This window comes from Streptomyces sp. NPDC104371, assembly GCF_055583785.1.
Map to the genome: position 1 here is coordinate 622,757 of NZ_JBVJNF010000002.1, position 25,076 is coordinate 647,832.

21 protein-coding genes are annotated in these 25,076 nt (G+C 71.7%); 13 read left to right on the forward strand and 8 right to left on the reverse strand.

All coding sequences use genetic code 11. From position 1 onward, the window contains the following. Window positions 1–10: 10 nt before the first annotated feature. Window positions 11–1,519 carry a TPM domain-containing protein gene (locus tag ACZ60T_RS08655; RefSeq protein ID WP_469665303.1) on the forward strand — a complete coding sequence of 503 codons (1,509 nt, stop codon included), beginning with the start codon at window positions 11–13 and terminating at the stop codon, window positions 1,517–1,519. Here ACZ60T_RS08655 and ACZ60T_RS08660 read toward each other — a convergent pair. The 6 genes from ACZ60T_RS08660 to ACZ60T_RS08685 form a co-directional block, all read right to left on the reverse strand. Further along, complete coding sequence (locus ACZ60T_RS08660) at window positions 1,516–4,104, reverse strand: SpoIIE family protein phosphatase (RefSeq protein WP_469665304.1); 2,589 nt, start codon at window positions 4,102–4,104, stop codon at window positions 1,516–1,518. The genes ACZ60T_RS08655 and ACZ60T_RS08660 overlap by 4 nt on opposite strands. A 321-nt stretch (window positions 4,105–4,425) precedes the next feature. Then, entirely contained in the window at window positions 4,426–4,854 is a 429-nt protein-coding gene (locus ACZ60T_RS08665) for an ATP-binding protein (protein WP_469665305.1), read from the reverse strand. Between the two features lie 135 nt (window positions 4,855–4,989). After that, window positions 4,990–5,415: a (deoxy)nucleoside triphosphate pyrophosphohydrolase gene (locus ACZ60T_RS08670; RefSeq protein WP_469665306.1), complete on the reverse strand. Its 426-nt coding sequence runs from the start codon at window positions 5,413–5,415 to the stop codon at window positions 4,990–4,992. A 52-nt stretch (window positions 5,416–5,467) separates the two neighbouring features. Continuing rightward, the gene (locus ACZ60T_RS08675; protein ID WP_365621765.1) at window positions 5,468–5,659 is read right to left on the reverse strand and encodes an SPOR domain-containing protein; all 192 of its coding nucleotides are present in this window, start codon (window positions 5,657–5,659) and stop codon (window positions 5,468–5,470) included. A 294-nt stretch (window positions 5,660–5,953) separates the two neighbouring features. Next, window positions 5,954–6,706: a GntR family transcriptional regulator gene (locus ACZ60T_RS08680; protein WP_469665307.1), complete on the reverse strand. Its 753-nt coding sequence runs from the start codon at window positions 6,704–6,706 to the stop codon at window positions 5,954–5,956. Between the two features lie 146 nt (window positions 6,707–6,852). Beyond that, on the reverse strand, window positions 6,853–8,052 hold the full coding sequence (locus ACZ60T_RS08685) for a DUF4190 domain-containing protein (protein WP_469665308.1): 1,200 nt from the start codon (window positions 8,050–8,052) through the stop codon (window positions 6,853–6,855). A gap of 99 nt (window positions 8,053–8,151) precedes the next feature. Here ACZ60T_RS08685 and ACZ60T_RS08690 point away from each other — a divergent pair, with 99 nt between their 5' ends. The 12 genes from ACZ60T_RS08690 (at window position 8,152) to ACZ60T_RS08745 (ending at window position 22,214) form a co-directional block, all read left to right on the forward strand. Continuing rightward, window positions 8,152–9,273 carry a pyridoxal-phosphate dependent enzyme gene (locus ACZ60T_RS08690; protein WP_469665309.1) on the forward strand — a complete coding sequence of 374 codons (1,122 nt, stop codon included), beginning with the start codon at window positions 8,152–8,154 and terminating at the stop codon, window positions 9,271–9,273. Window positions 9,274–9,431: 158 nt separating this feature from the next. Beyond that, entirely contained in the window at window positions 9,432–10,724 is a 1,293-nt protein-coding gene (locus ACZ60T_RS08695; protein ID WP_469665310.1) for an esterase/lipase family protein, read from the forward strand. Between the two features lie 13 nt (window positions 10,725–10,737). Further along, window positions 10,738–11,769, forward strand: coding sequence for an alpha/beta fold hydrolase (locus ACZ60T_RS08700; RefSeq protein ID WP_469665311.1), 1,032 nt, complete (start codon window positions 10,738–10,740; stop codon window positions 11,767–11,769). Then, window positions 11,766–13,229, forward strand: coding sequence for a carboxylesterase/lipase family protein (locus ACZ60T_RS08705; protein ID WP_469665312.1), 1,464 nt, complete (start codon window positions 11,766–11,768; stop codon window positions 13,227–13,229). The genes ACZ60T_RS08700 and ACZ60T_RS08705 overlap by 4 nt, the downstream gene beginning before the upstream one ends. 203 nt (window positions 13,230–13,432) lie before the next feature. Next, on the forward strand, window positions 13,433–14,044 hold the full coding sequence (locus ACZ60T_RS08710) for a phosphatase PAP2 family protein (RefSeq protein ID WP_469665313.1): 612 nt from the start codon (window positions 13,433–13,435) through the stop codon (window positions 14,042–14,044). Between the two features lie 141 nt (window positions 14,045–14,185). Further along, the gene (locus ACZ60T_RS08715) at window positions 14,186–14,614 is read left to right on the forward strand and encodes a GntR family transcriptional regulator (protein WP_469665562.1); all 429 of its coding nucleotides are present in this window, start codon (window positions 14,186–14,188) and stop codon (window positions 14,612–14,614) included. Next, complete coding sequence (locus ACZ60T_RS08720) at window positions 14,611–15,543, forward strand: ABC transporter ATP-binding protein (protein WP_469665314.1); 933 nt, start codon at window positions 14,611–14,613, stop codon at window positions 15,541–15,543. Before ACZ60T_RS08715 ends, ACZ60T_RS08720 begins: the two co-directional genes overlap by 4 nt. Then, window positions 15,540–16,511, forward strand: coding sequence for an ABC transporter permease subunit (locus ACZ60T_RS08725; RefSeq protein ID WP_469665315.1), 972 nt, complete (start codon window positions 15,540–15,542; stop codon window positions 16,509–16,511). The genes ACZ60T_RS08720 and ACZ60T_RS08725 overlap by 4 nt, the downstream gene beginning before the upstream one ends. Window positions 16,512–16,682: 171 nt before the next feature. After that, a complete protein-coding gene (locus ACZ60T_RS08730) occupies window positions 16,683–17,471 on the forward strand; it encodes a class I SAM-dependent DNA methyltransferase (RefSeq protein ID WP_365621736.1) in 789 nt (262 codons plus the stop codon). Between the two features lie 404 nt (window positions 17,472–17,875). Then, window positions 17,876–18,004, forward strand: a complete 129-nt coding sequence (locus tag ACZ60T_RS08735) for a DUF6408 family protein (protein WP_289735814.1) — start codon at window positions 17,876–17,878, stop codon at window positions 18,002–18,004. A gap of 161 nt (window positions 18,005–18,165) precedes the next feature. After that, window positions 18,166–20,223, forward strand: coding sequence for a DUF2075 domain-containing protein (locus ACZ60T_RS08740; RefSeq protein ID WP_469665316.1), 2,058 nt, complete (start codon window positions 18,166–18,168; stop codon window positions 20,221–20,223). A 110-nt stretch (window positions 20,224–20,333) separates the two neighbouring features. Then, window positions 20,334–22,214, forward strand: a complete 1,881-nt coding sequence (locus ACZ60T_RS08745; RefSeq protein ID WP_469665317.1) for a DNA/RNA helicase domain-containing protein — start codon at window positions 20,334–20,336, stop codon at window positions 22,212–22,214. Between the two features lie 97 nt (window positions 22,215–22,311). On the opposite strand, the gene ACZ60T_RS08750 is transcribed toward ACZ60T_RS08745, so the two are convergent. After that, on the reverse strand, window positions 22,312–23,403 hold the full coding sequence (locus ACZ60T_RS08750) for a 2Fe-2S iron-sulfur cluster-binding protein (RefSeq protein WP_469665318.1): 1,092 nt from the start codon (window positions 23,401–23,403) through the stop codon (window positions 22,312–22,314). Next, on the reverse strand, window positions 23,400–25,070 hold the full coding sequence (gene hcp / locus ACZ60T_RS08755; protein WP_469665319.1) for a hydroxylamine reductase: 1,671 nt from the start codon (window positions 25,068–25,070) through the stop codon (window positions 23,400–23,402). Before hcp ends, ACZ60T_RS08750 begins: the two co-directional genes overlap by 4 nt. Window positions 25,071–25,076: the final 6 nt, after the last annotated feature.

The following is a 25,076-nucleotide window of genomic DNA, read 5'->3' on the forward strand; positions in this document are numbered from 1 at the left end:
GCTCCCACTTGTGACGCCGCCAATGCCGATGGGCGTGGTGGGAGCCGCGGGCGGGACGTCCGGCGGCGACCTGGTGCTGCCGCTGGTGGCCGTGGGGGCCGCCGTGGCCCTGGCCGGGTACGCGTCGCTGCGGCGCGGGCTGCGCGCGAGGACGCGGACGACACCGGGCGGGCGGACGCCGACCGTCGTACCGCTGGACGAACTCGACCGGCGTGCCGGGGACTCGCTCGTCGCGATCGACGACTGCGTGCGGACGAGCCGCGAGGAACTCTCGTACGTCAGCGCGCGGTTGGGCGAGGAGGCGGTGCATACGCACGTGGAGGCCGTGGAGTTCGCCGCGGCGGAGCTGGCCGCCGCGTTCCGGGCGCGGCATCAGCTCGACGAGGGGGCGGGGGCGAGGCGGGAGCTGCGGGAGGAGATCGTCGCGCGCTGCGACGCGGCGGGGCGGCGGCTGGACGCGGAGGCGCCCGGGTTCGACGGGACACGGGCGCTGGAGCGGACCGCGCGGGAGGCGGTGGAGTACGCCGAGACGCGGTTCCGGCGGCTGGCGGCGCGGGCCGTGGACACGGACGGCGTGCTCGCCGAGCTGCGCGAGCGCTATGCCCTGGCCGCGTATCTGCCGGTGGCGGGCCATGACGAACAGGCCAAGGACCGGCTGGTGTTCGCCACGGCCTGTCTCAACGGGGCGCGCCGGGCCCTGGACCGGGACGAGATCGAGCACGCGGTGGCCCGGCTGCGGGCGGCGGAGGCCGCCGTCGACCAGGCGGCGGTGCTGACGGACGGCATCGCCCGGCTCGCGACGGAGCTGGCCACCGCGACGCGCATGCTGCCCGCCGCCCTCGCCGACACGGCCAGGGAGCTGACCGAGGCCCGCGAACTCCTGGACACGCAGGGCGCCCGAGCGGATCTGCGGGGGCGGATCGCGTACGGGGAGTCGGTGGTGGAGACGCTCCGGGCCGAGGCTCCCGCCGCCGCGCGGGGGTGGCGCGATCCGGTGGGGGCGTTGCGGCGGATCGAGCAGGTCTCGACCGGCCTTGACCGGGCCCTCGCGCGCACACCGGGCGGCTCGAAGGCCCTGGCCCGGCTGGAGAGGGCGCTGCTGACCGCGCGCAGCACGGTCGCCGCCGCGGCGGACCAGGTGACGACGTACCGAGGGGCGGTCGGCGCGGAGGCGCGGACCCGGCTCGCGGAGGCGGAGCGGCGGCTGCGGGAGGCGGAGAACACGGAGCGGCCCCCCGTACCGGCCCCGTCCGCCGCCCTCGCCGACGCCCGCGAGGCCGACACCCAGGCCCGCCAGGCCCGGCAACTCGCGGAACGGGACGTACGGACGTACGGAACGCCGTACGGCGAGAGCCTGGAGACGGGCGGCGCCGTACTCGGCGGCATCCTGCTCCGCACCCGCCCCGGCCGGAACGACGGCGGCCCCGCAAGCTACGGCGGACCGGGCACGCGGGGACGCAGGAACTGCGGCGAACTGTTCCACACACCCCGCCGCCCACCCGGCGAAGGAACCCCCTAGTACAGGCTCAGCAGTGCCTCCGTCGGGTCCATCGTGTGGCTGTCGCCGTCCGGGAGCGGTAGTTCGAACCACACCGTCTTGCCGTGCGGGGTGCGGCGGGAGCCCCAGCCCGCGGAGAGCAGGCCGACCAGTTGCAGTCCTCGGCCGCCCTCGTCGGTGTCCCGGGCGCGGCGGCGGCGCGGTTGGACCAGGCACGCGTCCCACACCTCGCACACCAGCGTCCGGTCGAGGAGCAGCCGCAGTCGGATCTCGCCCTCCCCGTACCGCAGGGCGTTGGTCACCAGCTCGCTGACCAGCAGCTCCGCCGTGTCCACCAGGGGTTCAAGGCCCCAGTCGGTGAGCTGGTCGCGCGCGTACTCGCGGGCGCGGCCGACGCTGCGCGGCTCGCGCGGCAGGGTCCAGTCGCCGACGGACTCGGCGGGCAGGCCCTGGATGCGTGCCATCAGCAGCGCGATGTCGTCCTCGCCGTGGTGGGTGTCGAGCGCGGTCAGGACGTGGTCGCAGACGTCCTCCAGCGGCCTGTTGGAGTCGGTGAGCGCCCCGACGAACGCCTGGAGGCCCTCGTCCAGCGGATGGTCACGGGACTCGACCAGCCCGTCCGTGTAGAGCGCGAGCAGCGCGCCCTCGGGCAGTTCGACCTCCACCTCCTCGAACGGCTCGCCGCCCACGCCGAGCGGCATCCCGGGCGGCACGTCCAGCATCAGCGCGGACTCGCCCGGCTCGACGAGGACCGGGGGCAGATGGCCCGCGTTGGCGAAGGTGATGTGGCGCGTCACCGGGTCGTAGACCGCGTACACACAGGTCGCGAGGTACACCTCGGACAGCTCCGCGTCGCGCGGTTGCCGGGAGGTGCGCCCGGCTTCCGACGGGGCGCCGAGGCCGCGCGCGATCTCGTCCAACGCGGAGAGCACCTCGGCGGGTTCGAGGTCGAGCAGCGCCAACGTACGTACCGCCGTACGGAGTTCGCCCATCGCCACGGCGGCGCGCAGCCCGCGGCCCATGACGTCGCCGACGACCAACGCGGTGCGGTGGCCGGGCAGTTCGATGACGTCGAACCAGTCGCCGCCGACCTCGGTCGCCGCGTTGCCCGGCAGATAGCGGCAGGCGATGTCGAGCCCGGAGGCCTCGGGGTCGCCGGGCGGCAGCAGGGAGCGCTGAAGGATCAGCGCCCGTTCGTGCTCGCGGCGGTACAGGCGCGCGTTGTCGATGCAGACCGCGGCGCGCGCGGCCAGCTCCACGGCGAGCGCGCGGTCCCGTTCGCCGAACGGCTCGCTGCCCTTCGTACGGGAGAACTGGGCGAGGCCGACCACGGTGTCGTGGGCGACCATGGGCACCGCGAGCGTGGACTGGATCAGCCCGCCGTCCCCGGCCGGGATGTGCCGGGGACGCCCGCTGCGCAGGGCCGCCGCCCAGGGCGAGTTGAAGGCGTAGTGGTGGACGGAGCCGACGGGGACGGGCGCGGGACCGGTGGCGAAGGGCACGCCCGAGACCGCGCTGGAGAAGGCGACGCGCCGCAACTCGACGCTTCCGTCGGTGAGTCCGGGCGGTGTCTCGTCACCCACCAGCAGCCCTTGGTGGAGGTCGACGGTGGCGAGGTCGCAGAAGCCGGGCACGACCACGTCGAGGAGTTCGCGTGCGGTGGTCTCCAGGTCGAGGGAGTTGCCGATGCGGGCGCCCGCTTCGTTGAGGAGGGCGAGGTTGCGGCGGGCGGCGGCGGCCTCGCGGGCGGCGGCGCGGCGGCCGGTGACATCGGTGCTGAGCCAGGCGACGCCGAGGGTGCGACCGCTGCCGCTGTGGACGCGGTAGAGGTTGGCGGACCAGTGCTTGCGCTCGTCGGAGCCGGGGACGAAGCCCGTGACATGCATGTCCGTGATCGACTCGCCGGTCTCCAGGACGCGCCGCAGGGTCGTGGCCACGCGGTCGGCCTCCGTCGCCGGCAGGTAGTCGTGGACGCGACGGCCGCGATGGTCGTCCGGGGTGCCGCCGAAGACGGAGGCGAAGCGCTGGTTGGCGCGCCGCACCCGCAGCTCGGTGTCGATCAGCAGGAACCCGAAGGGAGATTGACCGAAAATCGCCTGCGAGGCGGCGAGGTCGGTCTCGATCCGGCGCAGCGTGTGGACGTCCACGACGATGCACACGGCGGCCCGCTCGCCCTCCTCCGTGGCCGTGGGCATCACATAGACCTCGGCGAGCCCCTCCGTCCCGGCAGCGTCCGGCACCCGGAAGGGGACGACACCCGTCCACTCCCGGCCATCGAGAATCTCGGCCATCTTGCGCTGGCCCCGCTCGCGCAACTCGGGGGCGATGAACGCCTCGATGGGATCCATGCCGACGGCCCGCTCGGCGGGGACGCCGAACAACTGCTCGGCCCGCAGGCTCCACTGGTCCACATGCCCGTCGGGCCCGATGGAGAACGACGCGACCTTTATGTAGTCGTACATCGAGCCAGGCGGGCTGACCTGCCACAACGTGCCGCTCGCGGCATCGCGAAGTTCGGCGGCCACGGCAGCGTCAGCCGTGGCCGCTGCCCTCGCGCCGTCCGACGGGTCCTCGGACTCCGTGGCCTTCGCTGGTATCTCGCTCACGCGAACCGTCCCCTCCAGCTCACCGCGTCCGGCACCGGTCACCGAGGGCGGCTGCCCGCAGTATCCAGCACTGCGGCGCCGCGCAACACGGTGTTCACGATCACACCATGGTCCCGATGGCTTTCGGACCGGCCGCGCCATACTCCCAGTCTTCTAACCAGGTGATGCCCCCTCGAACCAAAGACTGCCGCCATCGACCCTGGCGTGATCCTTTCGCTCACCGTGCGCCCCTGATGCCTCACTGTGCGCCAGCGCAGCGCCACCGCGCACAGGGGGGCGCGGTCGGCGGGGACGGGCGGCACGGGGCGGACGGCGGCTCGGTCAGCCGGAAATCCCCAGTTCGAACCAGACTGTCTTGCCGGGTTCCGCCGGCTCATGGCCCCAGCGACTCGAGGAATGGGCGACCAACTGGAGCCCGCGGCCGTTCTCGTCGTCGGCGTGGGCGGTGCGCTCGCGGGGCGGGTCCGGCAGCGGGTCGGAGACCTCGACGCGCAGGGAGGCCGCGGAGTCGGCGGGGCGTACGAGGCGGACGCCGATGGGGCCCGTCGCATGCCGCAGCGCATTGGTCATCAGCTCGCTGACCAGCAGCGCGGCGACCTCGCCGAGCTGCTCGAGCCCCCAGGAGCGCAGTTGGTCCCGGACCGCCGTACGAGCGGTCCGCACCGCACCCGGTTCAGCGGGGAACGTCCACTCGGCGCTTTGACCTTCGGTGTCGAGCACACCGATCACTTCCCAGACCCAGAAGCCCACCCATGTCCGGTTTCGTGGGGTTAGTTGGCACATACCCGGTATGCGAGCTGCCTTACCGCGCACAAGGGCGCACGGTGGCATGAACGGCGTACGGGGTGGAGGGCACGGGGCGCGGGCCCCGAGATCATCAGATGATCAGGAAGAGGCCCGTCCCGAGACGCCCTCGGCGGGCCGCCACTGCGCCAGTACGGCCTCGACCGCCGCCACGTCCTGGTCGAGCCAGTCGACGTCCCAGACCTCCTCGGGGGTCAGCCAGCGCAGCTCGTCGTGGTCCTCCAGCGGCTCGGGCGCACCGGCGAGCAGGCGGGCGGTCCACACCCGCAGGACATATCCCGGCTTCAGAGGCCACTCCCCCGGCACGCGGCCGACCGGCTCCGCCGTCACGCCCAACTCCTCGCGCAACTCGCGCGCCAGGGCGTGTTCGGGGCTCTCGCCGGGTTCGACCTTGCCGCCGGGCAGTTCCCAGCGCCCGGCCAGCTCGGGGGGCGCGCTGCGGCGGGCGGCCAGGAGACGGCCTCGGTCCAGCAGGGCGCCGCCGACCACCACGATCGTCTGCGTCATGCGCCGGAGCCTACGGGAGCACGGGGCGGGACGGCCGTGCGGGGCGAACCCCTCACTTGCTTCCGTTGCTCCCGTTGCGCCCGATGCGCTCCACCCAGTAGAGCTGCTTGTGGCCGCGGTCCTCGAGGCTGTCCACGATCTTCTGGGCCTCGGCGCGGGTCGCGTACCGGCCCACGCTGTAGCGGTTGCCGTTGTCGTCCTGCCGGATGACCAGCCAGGGAAGAGTGATCGTGCCGTCGCTCATCGCACCCCTCCGCGTCCCGTCCCCGACATCCGCCGCGTCCCTCCCGAGGGAACCGCATTGCGCATATGCCCGAGCCTACGCCCTACCTTTACGGAGCGAATACGGGTTTTCACAAAGAGGTTACGCAACCAGCCACAACGGAGGGGGCGCACGCCGTCGAACGCGCCGTCGCACACGCCCCCGGCGCACGCCGAGCAGCGCAAAGCCGATCAGGGGTACGGGCGGAGGGAACGACCGAATCCCAACTGCGGCCCGGGAAGCGGGGGTCGAGGGAGGGAAGGCGAGGCCGCCCGGCTACTTCACCGGCAGGTGGTACGCCGCACGGAACCGGTCCGCGGGCACCACCACGTCCGCCGTCTCCACGGGGCGGCCCGAGGCGAAGTACGTCCGCTGGAGCGTCAGCACCACATGACCGGGGACGCCGCCCAGCGCCATCAGCTCCTCCGCGAGGCCGGGACGGGCGCCGACCTCCTCCGTGACGTTGTCCACGATCACGTCGATGGCGGCCATGCGCTCGACGACGCCCATGCCGCCGAGGGGGCCCTCCTCGGGGAGCATCACCGGCGTGCGGCCGGTCAGGGCGAGCGGCTCCCAGGACGTGGAGAGCATCATCACCTCGCCCGCCTCCCGGAACACGTACGTCGTGCGCATCACGCGGTCGCCCGGCTGGATGGCGAGGCGCTCGGCGATGACGCCGCTCGCCTCCGCCTGCTCGCTGCGCGAGTCCCAGGTGCCGTGCGCCGAGGTGTCCGCCTGCTCCTGGCGGAACGGCGTGGCCCCGCTCTCCGGGCGGAAGCCGGAGCGGGCGATGCGCCGCGGCACGGGCCGCTCCCGGACATAGGTGCCCGAGCCGGAGCGGCCCTCGACGAGCCCCTCGGCCATCAGCACCTTGCGGGCCTCCAGGGCCACCGTGTCCGAGACGCCGTACTCCTCGCGGATACGGGCCTGGGACGGGAGGCGGGTGTGCGGCGGCAGCAGGCCGTCGGCGATCTTCTTGCGGAGATCACCCGCGACCCGCAGATATGCCGGCTGGTCACCGAAAGTCACTGGCCGCTCCCCTCAGGCTGTACAGACAGCAACAGATTGGCAACCCTGGGTGGTGCCGCGCAAGCAAAGGCCAGAGAATCACTCGATGTGATGACATTGCCCGCACAGGGCTTTGCGCAGGCACTTTCTCCCCGTTATGGCGCCCGTTACACCCGTTCCTCGCCCCGGGTGTCTCCGCCGGAACCCTCACTGTCGTCGCTGTCATGTGACGGAGGGGTGGTAGCGAGGCCCAGAGCCTCGCGGGCGGTGATCGCCGCGCGGCCCTCCAGCAGCGCGCTGCCCTTGTCGTAGTGGGTGTAGAACGCGTCGGCGTCCGCGGCCTCCGCCGCCTTGCGCCACTCCTCGCGGGCCCGCTCCAGGGCCTTCGTCTGATCCGCGACGGGCTTGTCGGCGTCGTCCTGCCACTCATGGGTGCGCAGGTTCCGGGTCTGCTCGCTCAGCGCGGCGGCCACCCGCTCCGCCCACGCCCGGTGGCCCGGCAGGTCGTCCTCGACGTTCGCGGCGTCGGGGACGGTGTCCAGGGCGTCGTAGAGCAGGACGTCCGCCTGCAGATAGGCGAACTGGTCCCCGGTGAGGGTCCCGGCGTCACGGCGCAGTGAGCCGGTGAGCTTGCTCTTGGCGTCGGTGTGGCCGAACATGCAGTTGATCGCGCGGTCGCCGAAGCGCCAACTCTCCCGCGTGGGCGTGAAGTAGTAGACGTCGACGTAGTCGGGGATCGCCCAGACGTCCATGGCGTAGGCGCTCTGGAGCGCGAAGCACTTCTCCTCGGCGATCTCGGTGAGCGTGGCGGTGCCGGGGTAACGGGCGTCGGTCAGCTTGTAGTCGGCGAACACCTCGGCCTGGTGCCTGCCGGAGCAGGACACCGTGCGCACCTTGTACGGCTCACCCTCCAGCGAGCCGCCCGGCACGTCGAAGCACTCGCCCTTCTTCACGGAGAACGTCACGCCGGCGTCGCGCGCCTCGCGCGCCCCGTCCTTGACGCCCTCCCAGAACTCCGACGCGCTGCCCGTCGCGAAGAACAGCACCAGCAGCGCGAGCCCGAGCGAGGACATCGCGATCCCGCCGATCGCGAGCCCCCGGCCGCGCTCGCCGCGCCGCTTGATCTGCGCGAGCGCGATCAGCCCGAGGATCAGCCCGACGGCGGGCAGGAAGCACATGATGCCGAGGACGAGCGCGGCGACCGCGAGCCCGTTGACCGGCGCCGGACGGTGGTACGGGGAGTACCCCTGGCCCCAGGTCTGATACGGAAGCCCGTTCCCGTAAGGCGGCCCGTACGGCTGCCCGTACGCACCCTGCGGAGGGGGATCCTGGGGCTGCTGGGGGCCGGGAGGCGGGGGTATGGCCACAGGTACGGGCTCCTCGTCCGAAGTGTGGAGAACTGGTGTACGAGCCGCATGGTACGGCGAGCGCAGGACAGGGCGCCCCCGATCGACAACCCTGTTCCCATGACACTTTTGCCGGACTGTTACTGCCCGGCGGACGGCACGCGCGTGTCCGCGAGGTCGCTCGCCTGGTGCTGTCCCGTCTGCGGCGGCCCGCTCGATCTCGACTTCTCCCCCACCCCGGCCCCTCTCAAGTCCCTCGCGGGGCGCGTGAACTCGCTGTGGCGGTACGCGGAGACGCTGCCGCTGGCCAGGCCCGCGGTCAGCCTCGGCGAGGGCCGCACCCCGTTCGTGGAGCTGACGGACGGCGTCCAGGCGAAGCTGGACTTCCTGATGCCGACGCTCTCCTTCAAGGACCGGGGCGCGGTGCTGCTGGCCGAACTGGCGCTGCGGCTCGAACCGCGCCGGGTCGTCGCCGACAGCAGTGGCAACGCGGGCACGGCGATCGCCGCGTACTGCGCGCGGGCCGCGCTGCCGTGCACGGTGTACGTCCCCCGGGGCACCTCGCCGAAGAAGCTGGAGCAGATCGACGCGCACGGGGCGCGGCTGGAGGTGGTCGACGGCGACCGCGAGGCCGCGGCGCGGGCCGCGCGCGAAGTGGCGGACGAGCCCGGGGTGTTCTACGCCTCGCACGTCTTCAACCCGTACTTCCTGCACGGCACGAAGACCTATGTCCATGAGCTGTGGGAGGACCTCGGCGGGCGGCTGCCGGAGGTCCTCGTGCTGCCCGTCGGCAACGGCACGCTGCTGCTGGGCGCCGCGCTCGCCGTCGCGGAGCTGTACGCGGCGGGTCTGATCGGGCGTCGGCCCGCGCTGTACGCGGTCCAGGCAGCCGCGGTGGCGCCGCTCGCGCGGGCGTGGGAGGAGGGCGCGGACGAGCTGGGAGAGGCCGCCCCGGTGGCCCCGACCGCCGCCGAGGGCATCGCGATCCCCCGGCCGCCGCGGGCCCGGCAGATCCTGCGCGCGGTACGGGACTCGGGCGGCATGTTCCTGACGGTGACGGAGGATCAACTCCGCGACGCGCAACGGGACCTGGCGTCCCGCGGGCTGTACGTGGAGTCGACCGGGGTGGCGTCCTGGGCGGCGGTGCGGGACGGGGTGCCGGGCGAGCGCGGTGCGGTGGTGCCGCTGTGCGGGGCGGGTCTGAAGTCGGGGCTCGCCCGTCCGGCGCCGTCCGGCGGCTGAGGCCCGGACGCCGGTTCCGGGCATGGTGCGGTACCCCATAGGGGCCAACTCCCTTATGGGGTGCGCGCCTATGCCTCCCCGTACGGGCCTTGCCTAACGTGTGCGCGGCGCATCACAACGCCGCGCACACATCCACCTCAGGGCAAGGGGGCCAGGGCATGCGGGACAGACGAGGCCGTGCGGGACGGTGGCGGCTGCTGACCGCCCTCGTGACGGCGGTGGTGGCGGCGCTGTCCGTCACCGGGGGCACCGCGTCCGCCGCCGGGCAGCCGCCCTCCTACCTCGCCCTGGAGGCGAGCTACGGGTCCGGCAGCGTGACCAACGGCTGGGAGCGCGTGGAGCGTTACCTCGACACCACGTCCGGGTTCACCACCGAGGGCTACCCGGCCGACGGCCGCGGCGACCAGGACGGGCAGCGGGTGACGTACTTCGGCGGCGTCACCCGTCCGTACTCCGGCCGCTTCCTGCTCTACTCGGCCCCCGGCTGGGACACCGGAGCGGACACGACGCCGGTCCTCCTCGTGCACGGCGCGAACGACACCGCGGACCGCGCCTGGGCCAACCCGGGCGAGTCGGGCGGCTACGGCTGCGGCGCCCTGTCCTGCCCGTCCACCGGGCTGATGCAGTACCTGTCCTCGCGCGGCCACCGGGTCTTCGCCGTCGGCTTCGCGCACAAGCAGGGCGACAACCTGATGCAGGCGCAGGTCGTCGGGGACGCGATCGCCGTCATCAAGGCGAAGCTGGGGGTCGACAAGGTCGACCTGGTCGGCTGGAGCAAGGGTGAGATGTCGGCGCGCGCGTATGTGTCGTCGCTGAAGCCGAGTTGGGGACGCGCGTACGCCGGTGACGTCCGCAGGCTGATCACCGTCGGCGGTCCGAACGGCGGCTACGACTACCCGTACGCGCACGGCTGGGCGCACGACTTCTCCATCTGGCCCGAGTGCGGAGGACAGATCAACGCCCCCTCGCCGCACTCCCGTATGACCTGCTACGGCCTGTACACCGCGCACCCCGAGTTCTCGATGACCCCCTCCGGCGGCTACGACAACTACCCCGGCCAGCGGCAGATGCTGGCCCGCTGGGACGACACGTACGGGGTCGACGGCGCCGCGCAGGACTGGTACACGACGTACTACGGCGGCCAGGGCTTCTACACCGCGGGCAGCGGCATCCAGGCCGCCATCGACGCGGGCTCGCTGATCGAGCCGCTGCACCGGGCGGGCGTGCCCGCGTCCGTCACCACGTATCTGCTGGCCGGTGGCTCCCCGGATGTCGTCGGCATCTTCAACGAGAACCGCGGGCCCAGCGACGGTGTCGTCTTCGTCGCGAGCGCGCTCGACACCACCGGCGTCCCCACGGTCGGCGGCAAGGCCACCGTCGCCACCGCCAACCACCTGGAGCTGGGCTGGAACAGCTCGGCCGCCGCTCAGATCGCCTCCTGGCTCTCGTAAAGGACCCGCGCACATGACCGCGAGCAGCATCCGTACCCGCCGCGTGCCCACCGGGCGTCTCACCATGCAGGTCAGCGAGGTACGGGACGAGGGCGAGCCGGTCGTCTTCGTCCACGGCAACGTCTCCTCGTCCGCCTTCTGGCACACCACGATGACCCAGCTCCCGGACCGCTACCGCCCCCTCGCGCTCGATCTGCGCGGCTTCGGCGGCACCGATCCGCTGCCCATCGACGCGACACGCGGTGTGCGCGACCACGCCGACGACCTCGCCGCGCTGCTCACGGCGCTCGGGATCGAGCGGGCGCATCTGGTGGGCTGGTCCCTCGGCGGGGGCGTGGTCATGCAGTATCTGTGCGACCGCCCGGCCGCGGTGCGCTCCCTGACGCTGGTCAACCCGGTCTCCCCGTACGGCTTCGGGGGGACGCACGGCGTGGAGGGGATCCTCACCTCCGCGGACGGGGCGGGCTCGGGCGGCGGTACGGCCAACCCCGAGTTCGTCGCGCGGCTGGCCGACGGCGACCAGGGCGAGGACTCCCCGCTCTCGCCCCGCGCCGTCCTCGCGAGCTGCTACGGCAAGGCGCCGTGGCGCCCCGCGGCCGAGGACGCGTACGTCGCGTCCATGCTCACCACACGGACCGGCGCGGACCACTACCCGGGCGACAGCGTGCCGACGGAGGTCTGGCCGGGCGTCGCGCCGGGGACCCGCGGGGTCCTCAACTCCCTGTCCCCGCTGTACTTCCGCCTCGACGGGCTGCCCCTGGTCGACCCCAGGCCGCCGGTGCTCTGGATCCGCGGCGAGGACGACGTGATCGTCTCGGACACCTCGGTGTTCGACCTGGCGCACCTGGGCGCGATCGGCGCGGTGCCGGGCTGGGACGGCACCCCGGCCCAGCCGATGGTGGCGCAGACCCGCCATGTCCTGGACCGGTACGCGGCGGCGGGCGGCCCGGTACGGGAGGTCGCCGTGCCGGGCGCCGGACACACGGTGCATCTGGAGCGCCCCGACGCGTTCGACGCGGCGCTGCGGGGAATCCTGTCGGCATGACGGTCCGCACCACGGTCTGTACCACCGAGCAGGGCGCCGTCCGCGGGCGGCTGTCCGCGGACGGGGTGGCCTCCTTCCTGGGCCTGCCCTACGCCGCCCCGCCCTTCGGCCCCCTGCGCTTCCGCGCGCCCGCCCCGCCCGCGCGCCGGAGCGGCGTACGCGAGGCGACGGCCTTCGGCCCGACCGCGCCCCACGCGCCCTACGCACCGCCCTTCGACGCCCTCATCCCGGAGAACGAGATCCCCGGCGAGGACTGTCTGAACCTCAACATCTGGACCCCGGAGCCCCGGCCGGGCGCCGGTCTGCCGGTGATGGTGTGGCTGCACGGCGGGGCGTTCTCCAACGGCTCGGGGTCGGCGTCGGGGTACGACGGGAGCGCGTTCGCCCGCGACGGGGTCGTCTGCGTCACCCTCAACTACCGGCTGGGCTCGGACGGCTTCCTCCACCTGCCCGGTGTCCCGGACAACCGCGGTCTGCTGGACCAGGTGGCCGCCCTGCGCTGGATCCGCGCCAACATCGCCTCCTTCGGCGGCGATCCGGGGCGGGTGACGGTGTTCGGGGAGTCGGCGGGCGCGATGGGCATCGGCGTGCTGCTGGCCACCGGGCAGGCGGACGGCCTGTTCCACCGGGCGATCCTGCAGAGCGGCGCGTGCCATCACGTCCTGCGCCCGGCGTCGGCGGCGCTGATCGCGGCCCGGCTGGCGCGGAAGCTCGGGATCGAGCCGACCCCGAAGGCGTTCGCCGCGGTCCCGCTCGACGACCTGCTGCCCGCCCAGGCCGAGCTCCGCGGCGAGATCGGCGCCCGTCCGGACCCGGCGCTGTGGGGCGAGGCGGCGCTCAACATGATGCCGTTCGAACCGGTGACGGCCGGCCCGTCCCTGCCGGGCCCGGACTGCGGGGTGGACCTCCTCGTCGGGAGCAACCGTGAGGAGTACCGCCTCTTCCTGGTCCCCACCGAGCGCATGGACGTCTTCCCCGCGTCCCGGTTCCGCACCATGGCGGCGGCCTACGGCGTGGACCCGGACCGGGCGCTGTCGGTGTACGGGGCGAGCCGCCCCGAAGCCGTGCCGGGCGAGTTGCTGGAGGCGGTGGCGACGGACTGGTTCTACCGGATCCCCGCCCTGCGCCTCGCCGAGGCCGTCCCGGGCTCGTACGTGTACGAATTCGCCTGGCGCTCACCGCGGTTCGGGGGCCGCCTGGGCGCGTGCCACGCCCTGGAGCTGGGCTTCGTCTTCGACCGGCTGCACGACCCGTCGTACGCCCCGATGGTCGGCCCCCGCCCGCCCCAGGCGCTCGCGGACGCGATGCACGCGGCGTGGGTCTCCTTCGCGACGAGCGGCGACCCCGGCTGGCCCGCGTACGACACGGCCGGCCGCACCACGATGATCTTCGCCGAGGATCCGGGCCCGGAGGACGACCCTCGCGCGCGGGAGCGTCTGCTGTGGGACGGCGTGCGCTGACCGGCCGTACGCGCACCGCTACCCATATCCGTACGCGTACAGGCGTTCACTCGTGAGGCAACTGGGCCCCCGCCTGGTAGCGTCTACTCCTCTGTAGATGTTCACGCCTCGGAGGCCTCACCTTCACCCGGGTGTCCGCCTCGTGCCGCTGTGCGTTCCCCGGGGCGTGTCCGCATGTGATCCACATCTCGGAGATCCACTTGATGCCTACCTCCTCGGTCGCTCTCGACGGCGCGGCCATAGACGGCGGTCTGTACACCGACGTCACCGACATCGCCCGCGACACCCACTGGCTCAACGAGCCGGTGGCGGTCTTCACCGACTACGGCATGGGGCTGTTCGCGGTCTTCCTGCTGTTCGCGTGGTGGCGGGCCCGGCGGGAGGAGAGCACGGTCATGGCGGCCGTTCTGTCCATACCGTTCGCCGTCGTGCTCGCGTACGTCTTCAACAGCGGGATCAAGAACTTCTTCGAGGAGCCCCGCCCCTGCCGGGCCCTCCCCCACGCCTATCTCGTCGAGGCCTGTCCTCCGGTGGACGACTACGCCTTCCCCAGCAACCACACCACCGTGGCCTTCGCCTTCACCGCGGCGTTCTTCCTGATCGACAAGCGCCTCGGGGCGGTCGCCCTGCTGGTGGCCGTGGTGATGGGGACCTCCCGCGTCTACGTCGGCGCGCACTACCCCCATGACGTCGCGGTCGGCGCGGTGGTGGGCACGATCGCCACCCTCATCATCGCGGTGCTGGGCCGTCGCCTGCTCACCCCCCTCGTGGAACGCCTCCGCGGCGGGGCACTGCGCCCGCTGCTCGCCGCCTAGCCGTAACTCCTCGCGGCGGCTCTCGGCCGCCGCAGCGCCTCACCACCGACCCCAGGGAGCGGAACCCCGCCCCCTGGGGTTTGACATGAGGGAGATCGAGTTCCTAGGTTTCACTAACACATTAGTTAAAGGGTGGTGACAGTGATCGAGTACCGCATCGAACGACGCAGCGGGGTCCCCACCTACCAGCAGATCGTCCGACAGACCGAACAGGCGCTGCGCCTCGGCCTGTTGAAGCCCGGGGACAAGCTCCCCACGGCCCGCGAGGTGGTGGAGGCCACCGCCGTCAACCCGAACACCGTGCTCAAGGCCTATCGGGAGCTGGAGCGTTCGGGTCTGGTCGAACCGCGTCCGGGGCTCGGCACGTTCGTGCTGCGCACCCTGGGCGCGGGCGAGACGGACGGCGAGCTGCGGGACGAACTGCAACGGTGGACGGCGAAGGCGCGCCGGGCCGGACTGGACAAGGAGGACGTCATCGCCCTGGTGACGTCCGTGGTGGAACGGGAGTTCGCCGACGGCGCCGCGGACAGCGGAACCGGCACACGGACCCGGAAGGCGAGGACGTCATGATCGACCGGACCGAAGGGACGGCGGCCGTACGGGCCGACGGCCTGGACGTGCGGCGGGGCGGGAAGCCCGTCCTGCGCGGACTCCGGCTGGAGATACCCGCGGGCCGGGTCTGCGCGCTGGTGGGCCCCAACGGCGGCGGCAAGACCACGTTCCTGGAGACGGCCGCGGGACTGCTGCGGCCGGACCGGGGAACGGTGCGGCTGCTGGGCGAGGACCCGGGCAGCGACGCGGGACGGGCGCGGCTCGCGTTCGTCGGCCAGGACAAGCCGCTCTACCCACGGCTGACCGTCGCCGAGACGCTGCGCATGGGCCGTGACCTCAACCCCGGCTGGCGGCCCGACCTCGCCGCGCGGATGCTCGACGAGCGGATATCCGAGCGGGCCCGGGTCGGGTCCCTGTCCGGCGGGCAGCGCACCCGCGTCGCGCTCGCCCTGGCGCTGGGCAAGGCGGCGGACGTGCTGCTCCTCGACGAGCCCTTGGCCGACCTGGACCCGCTCTCCCGCCACCACGTCACCTCCGTCCTCATGTCGGACGCCGCCGAGCGGGGCACCAGCATCGTGATGTCCTCGCATGTGCTGGCCGAACTGGAGGGGGTGGCCGACGAGGTACTGCTGCTCGACCACGGCCGCGTCCGGATGTCGGGCCCCGCCGACGAGGCCACGGCCGACCACCGGCTGCTCACCGGACCGGCCGCCGAGGACGCGGCACCGGAGCTGCCCGGCGTGGTGGAGACCCGTACCCGGGGACGGCAGACGACGCTCCTGGTGCGCGGTGACGGCACTGTGCCCGGAGGTCCCTGGCAGAGCGAAGAACCTTCCCTGGAGACGTTGTTGATGTCCTACTTGCGCTCCCCCGAGGCCCCGGCGTGGATCGCCCGCCCCCTGGACGACACCGCGCCGACGGCGACGCACCAGGAGGCGGCGGCATGAGCGCGCAGTCCCTCGCCCCGTCCACCGACTCCCCCGAGTCGGCCTCCGTGGCGTCCCGTTCGGGGCTGCTGCGCACGATGGTCCGGCGCCAGCGGTCCCTGTTCCTGGTCGCCGGGCTCGTCCTCCTCGCGGTCGTCGCCTGGGCCGCGGCCGACCGGGCGGCGCTGTTCAAGGCCAGGAGCCAGAGCGACGCCTGTCCACCGGTGAGCCCGTCCTGTGATGTGACGCTCAGTCATCTGATGGACGCCGAAACGGCCGTGCAGTACTTCCAGTACGCGCTGATGCTGCTGCCGCTGCTGATCGGCGCGTTCGTCGGCGCGCCGCTGATCGCGCAGGAACTGGAGCGCGGCACACACCGGTTGATGCTGACCCAGTCGGTCTCCCGCGCCCGCTGGCTCACCGCCCAACTCGCCCTGCCCGTCGCCGTCGTGACGACGACCGCCGTGGGCTGCTCGCTGGCCGCCGCCTGGGTACGCTCGGCCGCCCGGCAGACCACCGTGATGAACGTGTGGGGCCGCTGGGAGACCCCCGTCTACTCCACCTTCGGCATCGTGCCCGTCGCCTCGGCCCTGCTGGCCCTCGCCGCCGGTGTCCTCGTGGGCGTCCTGGTGCGGCGCACGCTGCCCGCGATGGGCATCACGCTCGTCGTCTGCGCGGGCCTCAGCGCCTTCTTCTACTGGATCCGGCCCCATCTGCTGCCGGTGCGCACCTGGGTGGGCCACGGCGGCTTCCAGTTGAAGGGCGAGATATGGATGCTCGAGGACGGTGTCGTCCGCAAGGACGGCTCCTGGCTGCCGTACGACCAGTGCCCGGCCCCGGGCGCCTGCCGTACGGGGACGGTCTTCGAGCAGTACCACGAGGCGAGCCAGTTCTGGCCGATGCAGGGCGTCGAGACGGCCCTCCTGCTGGCCTGCGCCGCCGCGGCCACCGCCGCCACGTACGCGGTCCTGCGCCGCAGGGCCTGCTGACCGGTTTCGCCTGACCTGGCCCGTCCACATTGGCGCCGGGGAGTGCGCCCGCGCACTCCCCACCCCACTCCACCCCACTCCCCTCCACCCCCAAGGCCTGTCCACTCCCAGGCCTCCCCATGCCCTACTTCCACTAACACACTAGTTAAATAGTCAGGAGCGTCACCCCCCATGCCTCCCGCCCAGAAGAACCTCACCGCCAACCGCAGTTCGCTTCTGCACCGCGCCGGTTACGCGCTGCGGCACCCGCAGCGCGTGCCCCGGTACCTGCTGCGCGCGGGCCGGGACGCCTGGCTGCGCATGCGCCACCCGGACCACGTCTCCTACTACCGGGCGGTGATGCGCAGCGACACCGCCCGCAATCCGGAGGCGGCCGTCGGCAGCCGCAGTCATGAGAGCTGGCTGCGGCTCGGGAAGATGCAGTTCGACTACCTGGTGCAGCACGGCCTGCGCCCGGAGGACCGGCTCCTGGAGATCGGCTGCGGCAACCTGCGCGCGGGCTGGCGCTTCATCGACTACCTGGGGCCCGGCTCGTACCACGGCATCGACATCTCGCCCGACATCCTCGCGGCCGCCCGTAACACCGTGATGGAACGGGACTTGCGCGACCGGGTGCCGCACCTGTCCCTGGTGCAGAACCTCACCTTCGACTTCCTGCCCGACGCACACTTCCGGGTGGTCCACGCCCACAGCGTCTTCTCGCACTCCCCCCTGGAGGTCATCGACGAGTGCCTGGCCCATGTCGGGCGCATCCTCGCTCCCGACGGCTGGTTCGACTTCACCTTCGACCGCACCACCGGCAGCGAACACCAGGTGCTGCGCGAGGACTTCTACTACCGGACGGAGACGCTCGTCGCCCTCGCGGCCCGCCACGGTCTGGCGGCCCGCTTCATGGACGACTGGGAGAAGCTCCCCCACGGCCAGTCCAAGATCCGCGTCACCCACGGCCCCGCCCACTGAGTCACCCCAGGGACGCCACGCCGCCTCGGTCTCCACGCCGACCTGGGCCTGGTGTGCCGCGACGAGCGGTCGTGCCTCGCCGCCCCACCTGCTCGGTGCGAGGGAAGGCCACCATCGGCCCCGGCAGTGACGCCTTGTTCGCCGTCGATCCGGCCGGATGACGCCCCTGCGGGCGGATGCGGTGGGTGTCGGCTCAACGGGGCCGCCTCGGCGTCAACTCCTTGGCCAGGGAGTCCAGTCGTGCGTTAGCGTAGCCCCGTACCACGTGTCCCTCCCTGGAGGAATTACACGACATCGCCTGCGGAGACGTGGGCCTTTCGGTTCGATGGCGCAGCGCCATGGCGTGTTCCCGGCGGGAGCCGACCGGCGTCCGCCATCGGTCACAACCGAAGGGACGCATTCCTATGGCTGCCGTCGAGTACGCGCGCACGCACCGCGTTTGGGTCCGTGATGTCCTGGTGGGCATCATGGCGAGCCTCGGCTCGAACCTGATGTGGGCGCTGGCGCAGGCCGTGGTGCACCGCCTCGGCTGAGCCGGGCGGCGGGCGGGCCTCCGGGCCCGCCCTCACCTCGCCCGAGGCCGGGTTAACCTACTGACCGTCATTGCGGCCCGCCGGGCTTCCGCTCCGCTTCGGCGGCACCTTGATGGACATGCCCCCACCCGCGCGATTCGTCTCGTGCCTGGGGAACCTTCGTGCTCCTGCAACTGCCCGCAGCCGAACTCGGTCAACTCATCGTTGCTCGGGCCGAGTCCGCGCGTCTTCCACTCACCGAGCGGCTGATCGACGGTCATTCCGGAATCACGGGGCGAACGGCCGACCAACGCGATGTCGCTTCCTGGGACAACAGCATCCCCGTGGTGGTGAAAGCGCTGCTGGACTGCGGCCTCGACGCGGTGGAGGTGCAGGTCGAGGTCGACCTGCCGCATACCAACTCCGCCGTGGACCTGGTGCTGTGCGGTCAGCGTCCCGTCACGGGAACGGACTCCTACCTCGCGATCGAGCTGAAGCAGGTACGGCACGCCACAGTGGACCCCCGGTGTCCGATCGCCGTCGACCTCGGATTCGGCAACGGGAAGAACAAGCTGCATCCGGTACGGCAGATCCAGCGCTACTGCGAGTACATGATGCGCTACCTCCCTCATCTCCGGGAAGACGAAGATCAGTTGATGGGGGTGGCGCTGCTCCACAACGCACGGGACGCGGACGTGGCAGCGCTGTTCGATCTGCCCGAGTCCGACCACGGCTTCCTCTACACGCTTGACGACCTGGACCGGTTCCGGCGGGTCCTCACCTCGAGGTTCGCCGCCGCGTCCGGGAAGCGAGCCGCGCATGCCCTGAGCGCGGCGCGCCGCGACCCCTTGCTCAAGGTGACCGATGTGGCGCGGCAGCGATCGGTCATCGGCGGCGGTCTGATGCTCCTCGACGAGCAGTACGTCGCGTTCGACCGGATCACCCGGCACCTGGAGAAGACCGCGCCCTTCACCGGTTACGACGTCGGGCTGTTCTACGACCCCGACGGCGCACACGACCCCGGCCGCCCGCCGGACCGGAAGCGCGTGTACATCCTGCGCGGTGGTCCGGGCAGCGGGAAGAGCGCCGTGGCCCTGGAACTGCACCGCGAGCTGGGGCTCCAGGGACGTGAGGCCGTGCTGGCCAGCGGATCCCACGCGTACACGGAGACGCTGCGGGAGATCCTGATCGGTACGGCACGCCACGGGCAGGTGTCGGCCAAGCGCAGCGCGGCTCGCAGGCTGTACCGGTATTTCAACAGCTTCGCCGACACCCCTCCGGACAGCATCGATGTCCTGATCTGTGACGAGGCACACCGCATGCGGCGCAGTTCGACCCACCAGTGGACGCAGAAGGAACTCCGGGACGACGACCGGCCGCAGGCGACCGAGTTACTCAGGGCCACCAAAGTGCCGATCTTCCTGCTTGACGATCACCAGTCGATCCGCCCGGACGAAGTGGGAACCGCCGAATACCTCAAGAAGCTCGCTGAGGACAACGGTTGTTCGGTCGAAGTGATCGATCTGGAGGGAACGTTCCGGGCGGGTGGCAGCAAGCGGTACCAGAGCTGGGTCCAGCAGTTGCTGGGACTGAACGTCTCCGACCCGGTGGCCTGGCGACCGGACGGCCGGATGACACTCACGGTCGCCGACTCCCCCGAGCAAATGGAGCAGTTCATCCGGGACCGTGCCGAAGAGGGAGCCACGGCGCGCATCACCGCGGGCTTCTGCTGGCCGTGGAGCAATCCGGACGGGGAGCGACTCGTCGACGACGTGTGCATCGGGGACTGGCGACGGCCCTGGAACGTGAAGCCGCAGCACAGCGTTCCGGGCGCACCGAAGTCGGATCTGTGGTCGACCGACCGCCGCGGCATCGGCCAGATCGGTTGCGTCTACACGGCACAGACCTTCGAATACGACTGGAACGGCGTCATCATCGGCCCCGACCTGCTGTTCCGTAACGGCGAGTTCACAGTGAACCGGACCGCTTCCCACGACCCCGCCTTCCGCGGCCAGGTCGGCGAAGCGACCGTCGCCCGGTGTGTCCGTAACGCCTACCACGTGCTTCTCACCCGCGGGGTCGTCGGCACCGTGGTCTACGCGGTCGATCCGGCGACCCAGAACGAACTGCGCAGGCTCATCCCGGGCACCATCGGCTTGCAGCACTACGACCGCGACCAGCCGAAGCTCACCGCCGAAGGCGCGCATCTACCCCCCGCCTACAACAGACATCACAGGTAGCCTTGATCCCGTCGTAGTTGCGGCCCGCCGGGCTTCCGCTTCGCCTGGCGGAGCCACCGAGGACATGCCCCCACCCGCACGGTTCCCTTCGTGCTGCCTGGGGGCATGCCTTGTTGTTCCGCGACTCCGCCGCCGCGGTCGCCGCCGAGTGTCTCTCCGGCGCTCTCTTCTTCCGTCTGACGGAACAGTTCGTGCACGTGCACGGTCACAAGCCGAGTTCGTCCGAAGTCCGCTCGTGGGAGCGGAGCATCCCGGTCCTCGCGAGCGCGCTCAACGACGCGGGGCTCGGACAGGTGGAGATGCTGCTCGAATACGGGCTGCCGTTGAACAGCAAGCGCGCCGATGCCGTGCTCGCCGGGGTGCACCCCGAGACCGGTCTGCCGTCGTACGTCGTCGTGGAGCTGAAGCAGTGGAGCAGCGCCGAGCCGGACGACGACGATCCGTCGCTGTGCCGCATCGACGCATACACCCGGGCCGTGCTGAACCCTGTCGACCAGGTGCGCGGGTACTGCGAGTACCTCATCTCCTTCAACGGAGCGCTGGCCGGGCACCCGGAACGTGTCTGTGGTGCCGCGTACCTGCACAATGCCACCGAGTTCGGCGTCAGCGGGCTCTTCGAGGCCGAGCAGGACCAGCTCGGGCAGCTCTTCATCGGTGCGCGGCGCGGCCAGTTCATCGACTTTCTGCGTACGAGGCTGGGCACAGGGTCTGGCGCTTCGGCCGCGGACGAGCTCCTGAACGGGAAGATCGGTCCGTCCAAGCAGCTCATGGCGGTGGCGGCCCAAGAGGTGCGCGAGCGCGAGCAGTTCGTACTGCTGGACGAGCAGAAGATCGCGTTCCGCACGGTCCTCAACGCCGTTCGCCGTGCCAAGCAGTCCGACCACAAGGAGGTCGTGGTCGTCACCGGCGGGCCCGGCACCGGCAAGAGCGTCATCGCGCTGTCGCTCCTCGGCGAGCTGTACCGGCAGAACATCTCCGCACTGCACGCGACGGGCTCCAGCTCGTTCACGACGACGATGAGGAAGGTCGCGGGCGCGCGAAAGCGTGAAGTACAGGACCTCTTCAAGTACTTCAACAGCTTCATGACCGCCGAGCGCAACGGTCTCGACGTCCTGATCTGCGACGAAGCCCACCGCATTCGGGAGACTTCGGCCAACCGCTACACGCCGGCGTCGAACCGCACCGGCAAAGCCCAGATCGAAGAGCTTCTGGACGCGGCGCGCGTCCCGGTGTTCCTGCTGGACGAGCATCAGGTCGTCCGACCCGGCGAGATGGGTACGGTCGCGGAGATCGAAGCAGCCGCCGCGAAGAAGGGGCTCCGCTGTCATGTGGTGCCGCTGGACAGCCAGTTCCGGTGCGGTGGCAGCGACGCGTATCTGCGGTGGGTGGTGCGGCTGTTGGGGCTCGAGCCGGGGGGCCCGGTGGTCTGGGAACCCGACGACAAGATGCGGCTCATGGTCGCGGACAGCCCGCAGGAGATGGAGGCGTTCCTCGACGACCGCCGCGCGCAGAATTACGGCGCGCGTATATCCGCGGGCTACTGCTGGAAGTGGACGAAGAAGGTCCCGCCCGGGCAGGCGCTGCCCGCGGACGTCGTCGTCGGGGAGTGGGAACGCCCCTGGAACGTCTTCGGTGACCGGGCCATCGGTGGCGCGCCCCCGGCGGCCCTGTGGGCGACCGACCCGGCCGGTTTCGGTCAGGTGGGCTGCGTCTACACGGCGCAGGGCTTCGAGTACGACTGGAGTGGCGTCATCATCGGCCCCGACCTGGTGTGGCGGGGCGACCGGTGGGTCACCGACCGTACGGCCTCCAAGGACCCGGTCTTCAAGAAGTCGACTCCGGACGCGGATGTCGACCGGCTGATCCGCAACACGTACAAGGTGCTGTTGACACGTGGAATGGTCGGTACGGTCGTCTACTCGACCGACGCCGAGACGCGCGAGAAGCTGAGAGAACTGACCGGCGCGGCCTTGAGCCTCACTGCCGCGTGATCCGGCCCTGATCCGCGGCTCCGTCCCGGCACGGAGACCGGACGGGGATGCCGTGCGAGGGCGGTCGCGAGGTTGCGGCCGCCCTTCGTTCGCCCGGTCAGGTCGGTAGGAACAGTTCCCGGAACACCCGGTCCTGGGGGATCTCTTGCTTCGTCGCCACGTTCGTGACGGCCTCGATCAGTGGCGGTGGGCCGCATACGTAGATGTCCGGCGACTCCCTTCCGTCCAGGGTGCGCAGTGCGTCGCCGAGGCGTTCGGCCGGTGTGCCGATGGCGCCCTGCCAGCGGGTGCCCGGTCGGCGTACGCAGATCTCGTGGGTGAATCCCGGCAGCCCGGCGGCGATCTCCTGGAGCGGGGCCTCGCCGAAGACGTCGTCCTCCTCATTCACGCCGAAGTAGAAGCGGGCCCGCTGCGGCTCCTGCCATTCGGCCATCTGCCGTGCCATGGACAGCAGCGGCGCCAGTCCCGTACCACCGGCCACGAACCAGCGGGGCCGCAGCCCGGTCTCGCGCAGCCCGAACGCGCCCTGCGGGCCGTGCACCGTCAGCCGGTCGCCCACCCGGGCCCGTTCCCGCAGGTATGAGGAGAACAGCCCGTCGGGCAGCAGCTTCACGTACAGCTCCAGGACGCCGTCCCAATTCCCGGTGTTGGCAAGGGAGTAGACGCGCCGCGCGCCGCCGCTGCCCGGCACCTCGACCTCGACGAACTGTCCCGCGTCGAACTGGAAGCCGCCGCCCTCCTCCTCGTCCGGCTCCAGCACCAGTTCCAGCCTGACGGTGCCGCGTGCGACGTGCTCGAGCGCGGTGAGCGTGCCCTCGCGGACCGGGATCGAGCCGTAGACGATCCGTGAGTCGTCATAGGGCAGTTCGGCCGCCAGCGCCTCGCGCGGGAAGGTGCGGCAGAGCAGCACGCCGCCGTTCGCCCGCTCCCCCGGCGGCAGCGCCTGCGTACTGTGCGCGCCCAGGTCGTACGCGCCGGAGACGACGGTGGCCCGGCAGGAGCCGCACGTGCCCTGACGGCACGCGGCGGGCAGCGCGGCGCCCCACTCCGCCGCCGCCTCAAGGACGCTCTGCCCCGGCGCGCACGGGAACTCCAGCCGCTGCCCGTCGAAGGTGTGCAGCGTGACCGGGACGGCCCCGTCCGCCGCCTCCCCGGCGCTCCCGGTACGGGGCTCGGTGGCCGACGTCATGACGCGGACCTCTCCAGCGCCGCCGCGACGTCGATGGCCGGGTCGCCGATGGTGCGCAGCCCGAACGTGTCGACGAGCGCCGCCACCAGCCCCGGCGTGAGATAGACGGGCAGCGACGGACCCAGGTGGATGTCGCGGAACCCGAGCGCCAGCAGGCTCAGCAGCACGGCCACCGCCTTCTGCTCGGTCCAGGACAGGGCGAGTGTCAGCGGCAGTTCGTCGAGGCCGCACGCGAACGTGTCGGCCAACGCCTGGGCGATCTTGACGGCGGAGAAGGCGTCATTGCACTGGCCGAGGTCCAGCAGCCGGGGAATCCCGTCGATCTCGCCGAAGTCATGCCCGTTGAAACGGTACTTGGCGCAGCCCAGCGTCAGCACCACCGAGTCGTCCGGCGCCCCCAGCGCGAAGTCCCGGTAGTACTCACGGCCGACGGTGGGGCCGTCGCAGCCGCCGACGAGGAAGAAGTGCCGGATGGCACCCTGCCGTACGGCGTCGGTGACCTTGTCCGCGACGGAGAGCAGCGCGTCGCGCCCGAACCCGACCGTGATGAACCGCTCCTCCGGCTCGTCCGCGCGGAAGCCGGGCATCGCCTGCGCGGCCTTGATCAGGGCGGAGAAGTCGTGGTCCGCCAGGTGCCGCACCCCCGGCCAGCCCACGGGCCCGGTCGTGTAGATCCGTCGGCGGTACGCCGGGTACGGCTCGATGATGCAGTTCGACGTCATCAGGATCGGGCCGGGGAACTTCGTGAACTCCCGCTGCTGGTCCTGCCAGGCGCCGCCGTAGTTGCCGACCAGGTGCGGGTACGCCTTGAGCAGCGGGTAGGCATGCGCGGGCAGCATCTCGCCGTGCGTGTAGACGTTGATGCCGGTGTCCTTCGTCTGCTCCAGCAGCGCCGCCAGGTCCCGCAGATCGTGGCCGCTGACCAGAATCGCCTTGCCCGCCACCGGAGTTGTCCGTACGGCCGTCGGCTGCTGAGGGCCGAACGTGCCGGTGTTGGCGGCGTCGAGCATCTCCATGACCGTCAGGTTGAGCCGGCCGAGCCCGACCGCGCGCGCGAGCAACTCATCGGTGTCCGTGGGCTGTTCGGCCAGGTAGGCCAGCGCCTCCTCGACCCCGGCGGACACCTCGTCGCGCTGCTGCCCGAGCACGTGGGCGTGGTAGGAGTACGCGCAGATGCCTTTGATCGCGTACAGGTGCAGCGAGCGCAGCCCGACGACATCGGGGCCGACCGCGGAGAGCCCCGCGTCCACCCGGTACGAGGGCGCCTGCCGCAGCAGCCCGTCCAGATCGGCGGCGGGCTCCCACCGCGCGGGGCCGGTGAGGTGCTCGGGCCGCTGCCCGCGGGCCCGCGCGGCGTCCTCGTACCGGGCCCGCACCCGGTCGCGTACGGCCGCGGCCTCTTGGATCAGGGCGACGAAGCGGGTGGGGTTGAAGTTGACGTTGGTCAGGGTGGTGAAGACCGAGTAGAGGATGAAGGGCGCCGCCTCTTCGTCGGGAGCGCCCAGGGCGCGGGCCCGCGTCGCGTACTGGGCGATGCCCTTCACCGCGTGGATCAGTACGTCCTGGAGGTCAGCGGTGGCGGGATCCTTGCCGCAGTTGCCCAGCGGGCCCGCGCAGCCGAGCGTCTCACCGGTACGGTCGGCCTGTTCGCACTGATAGCAGAACATCCATGC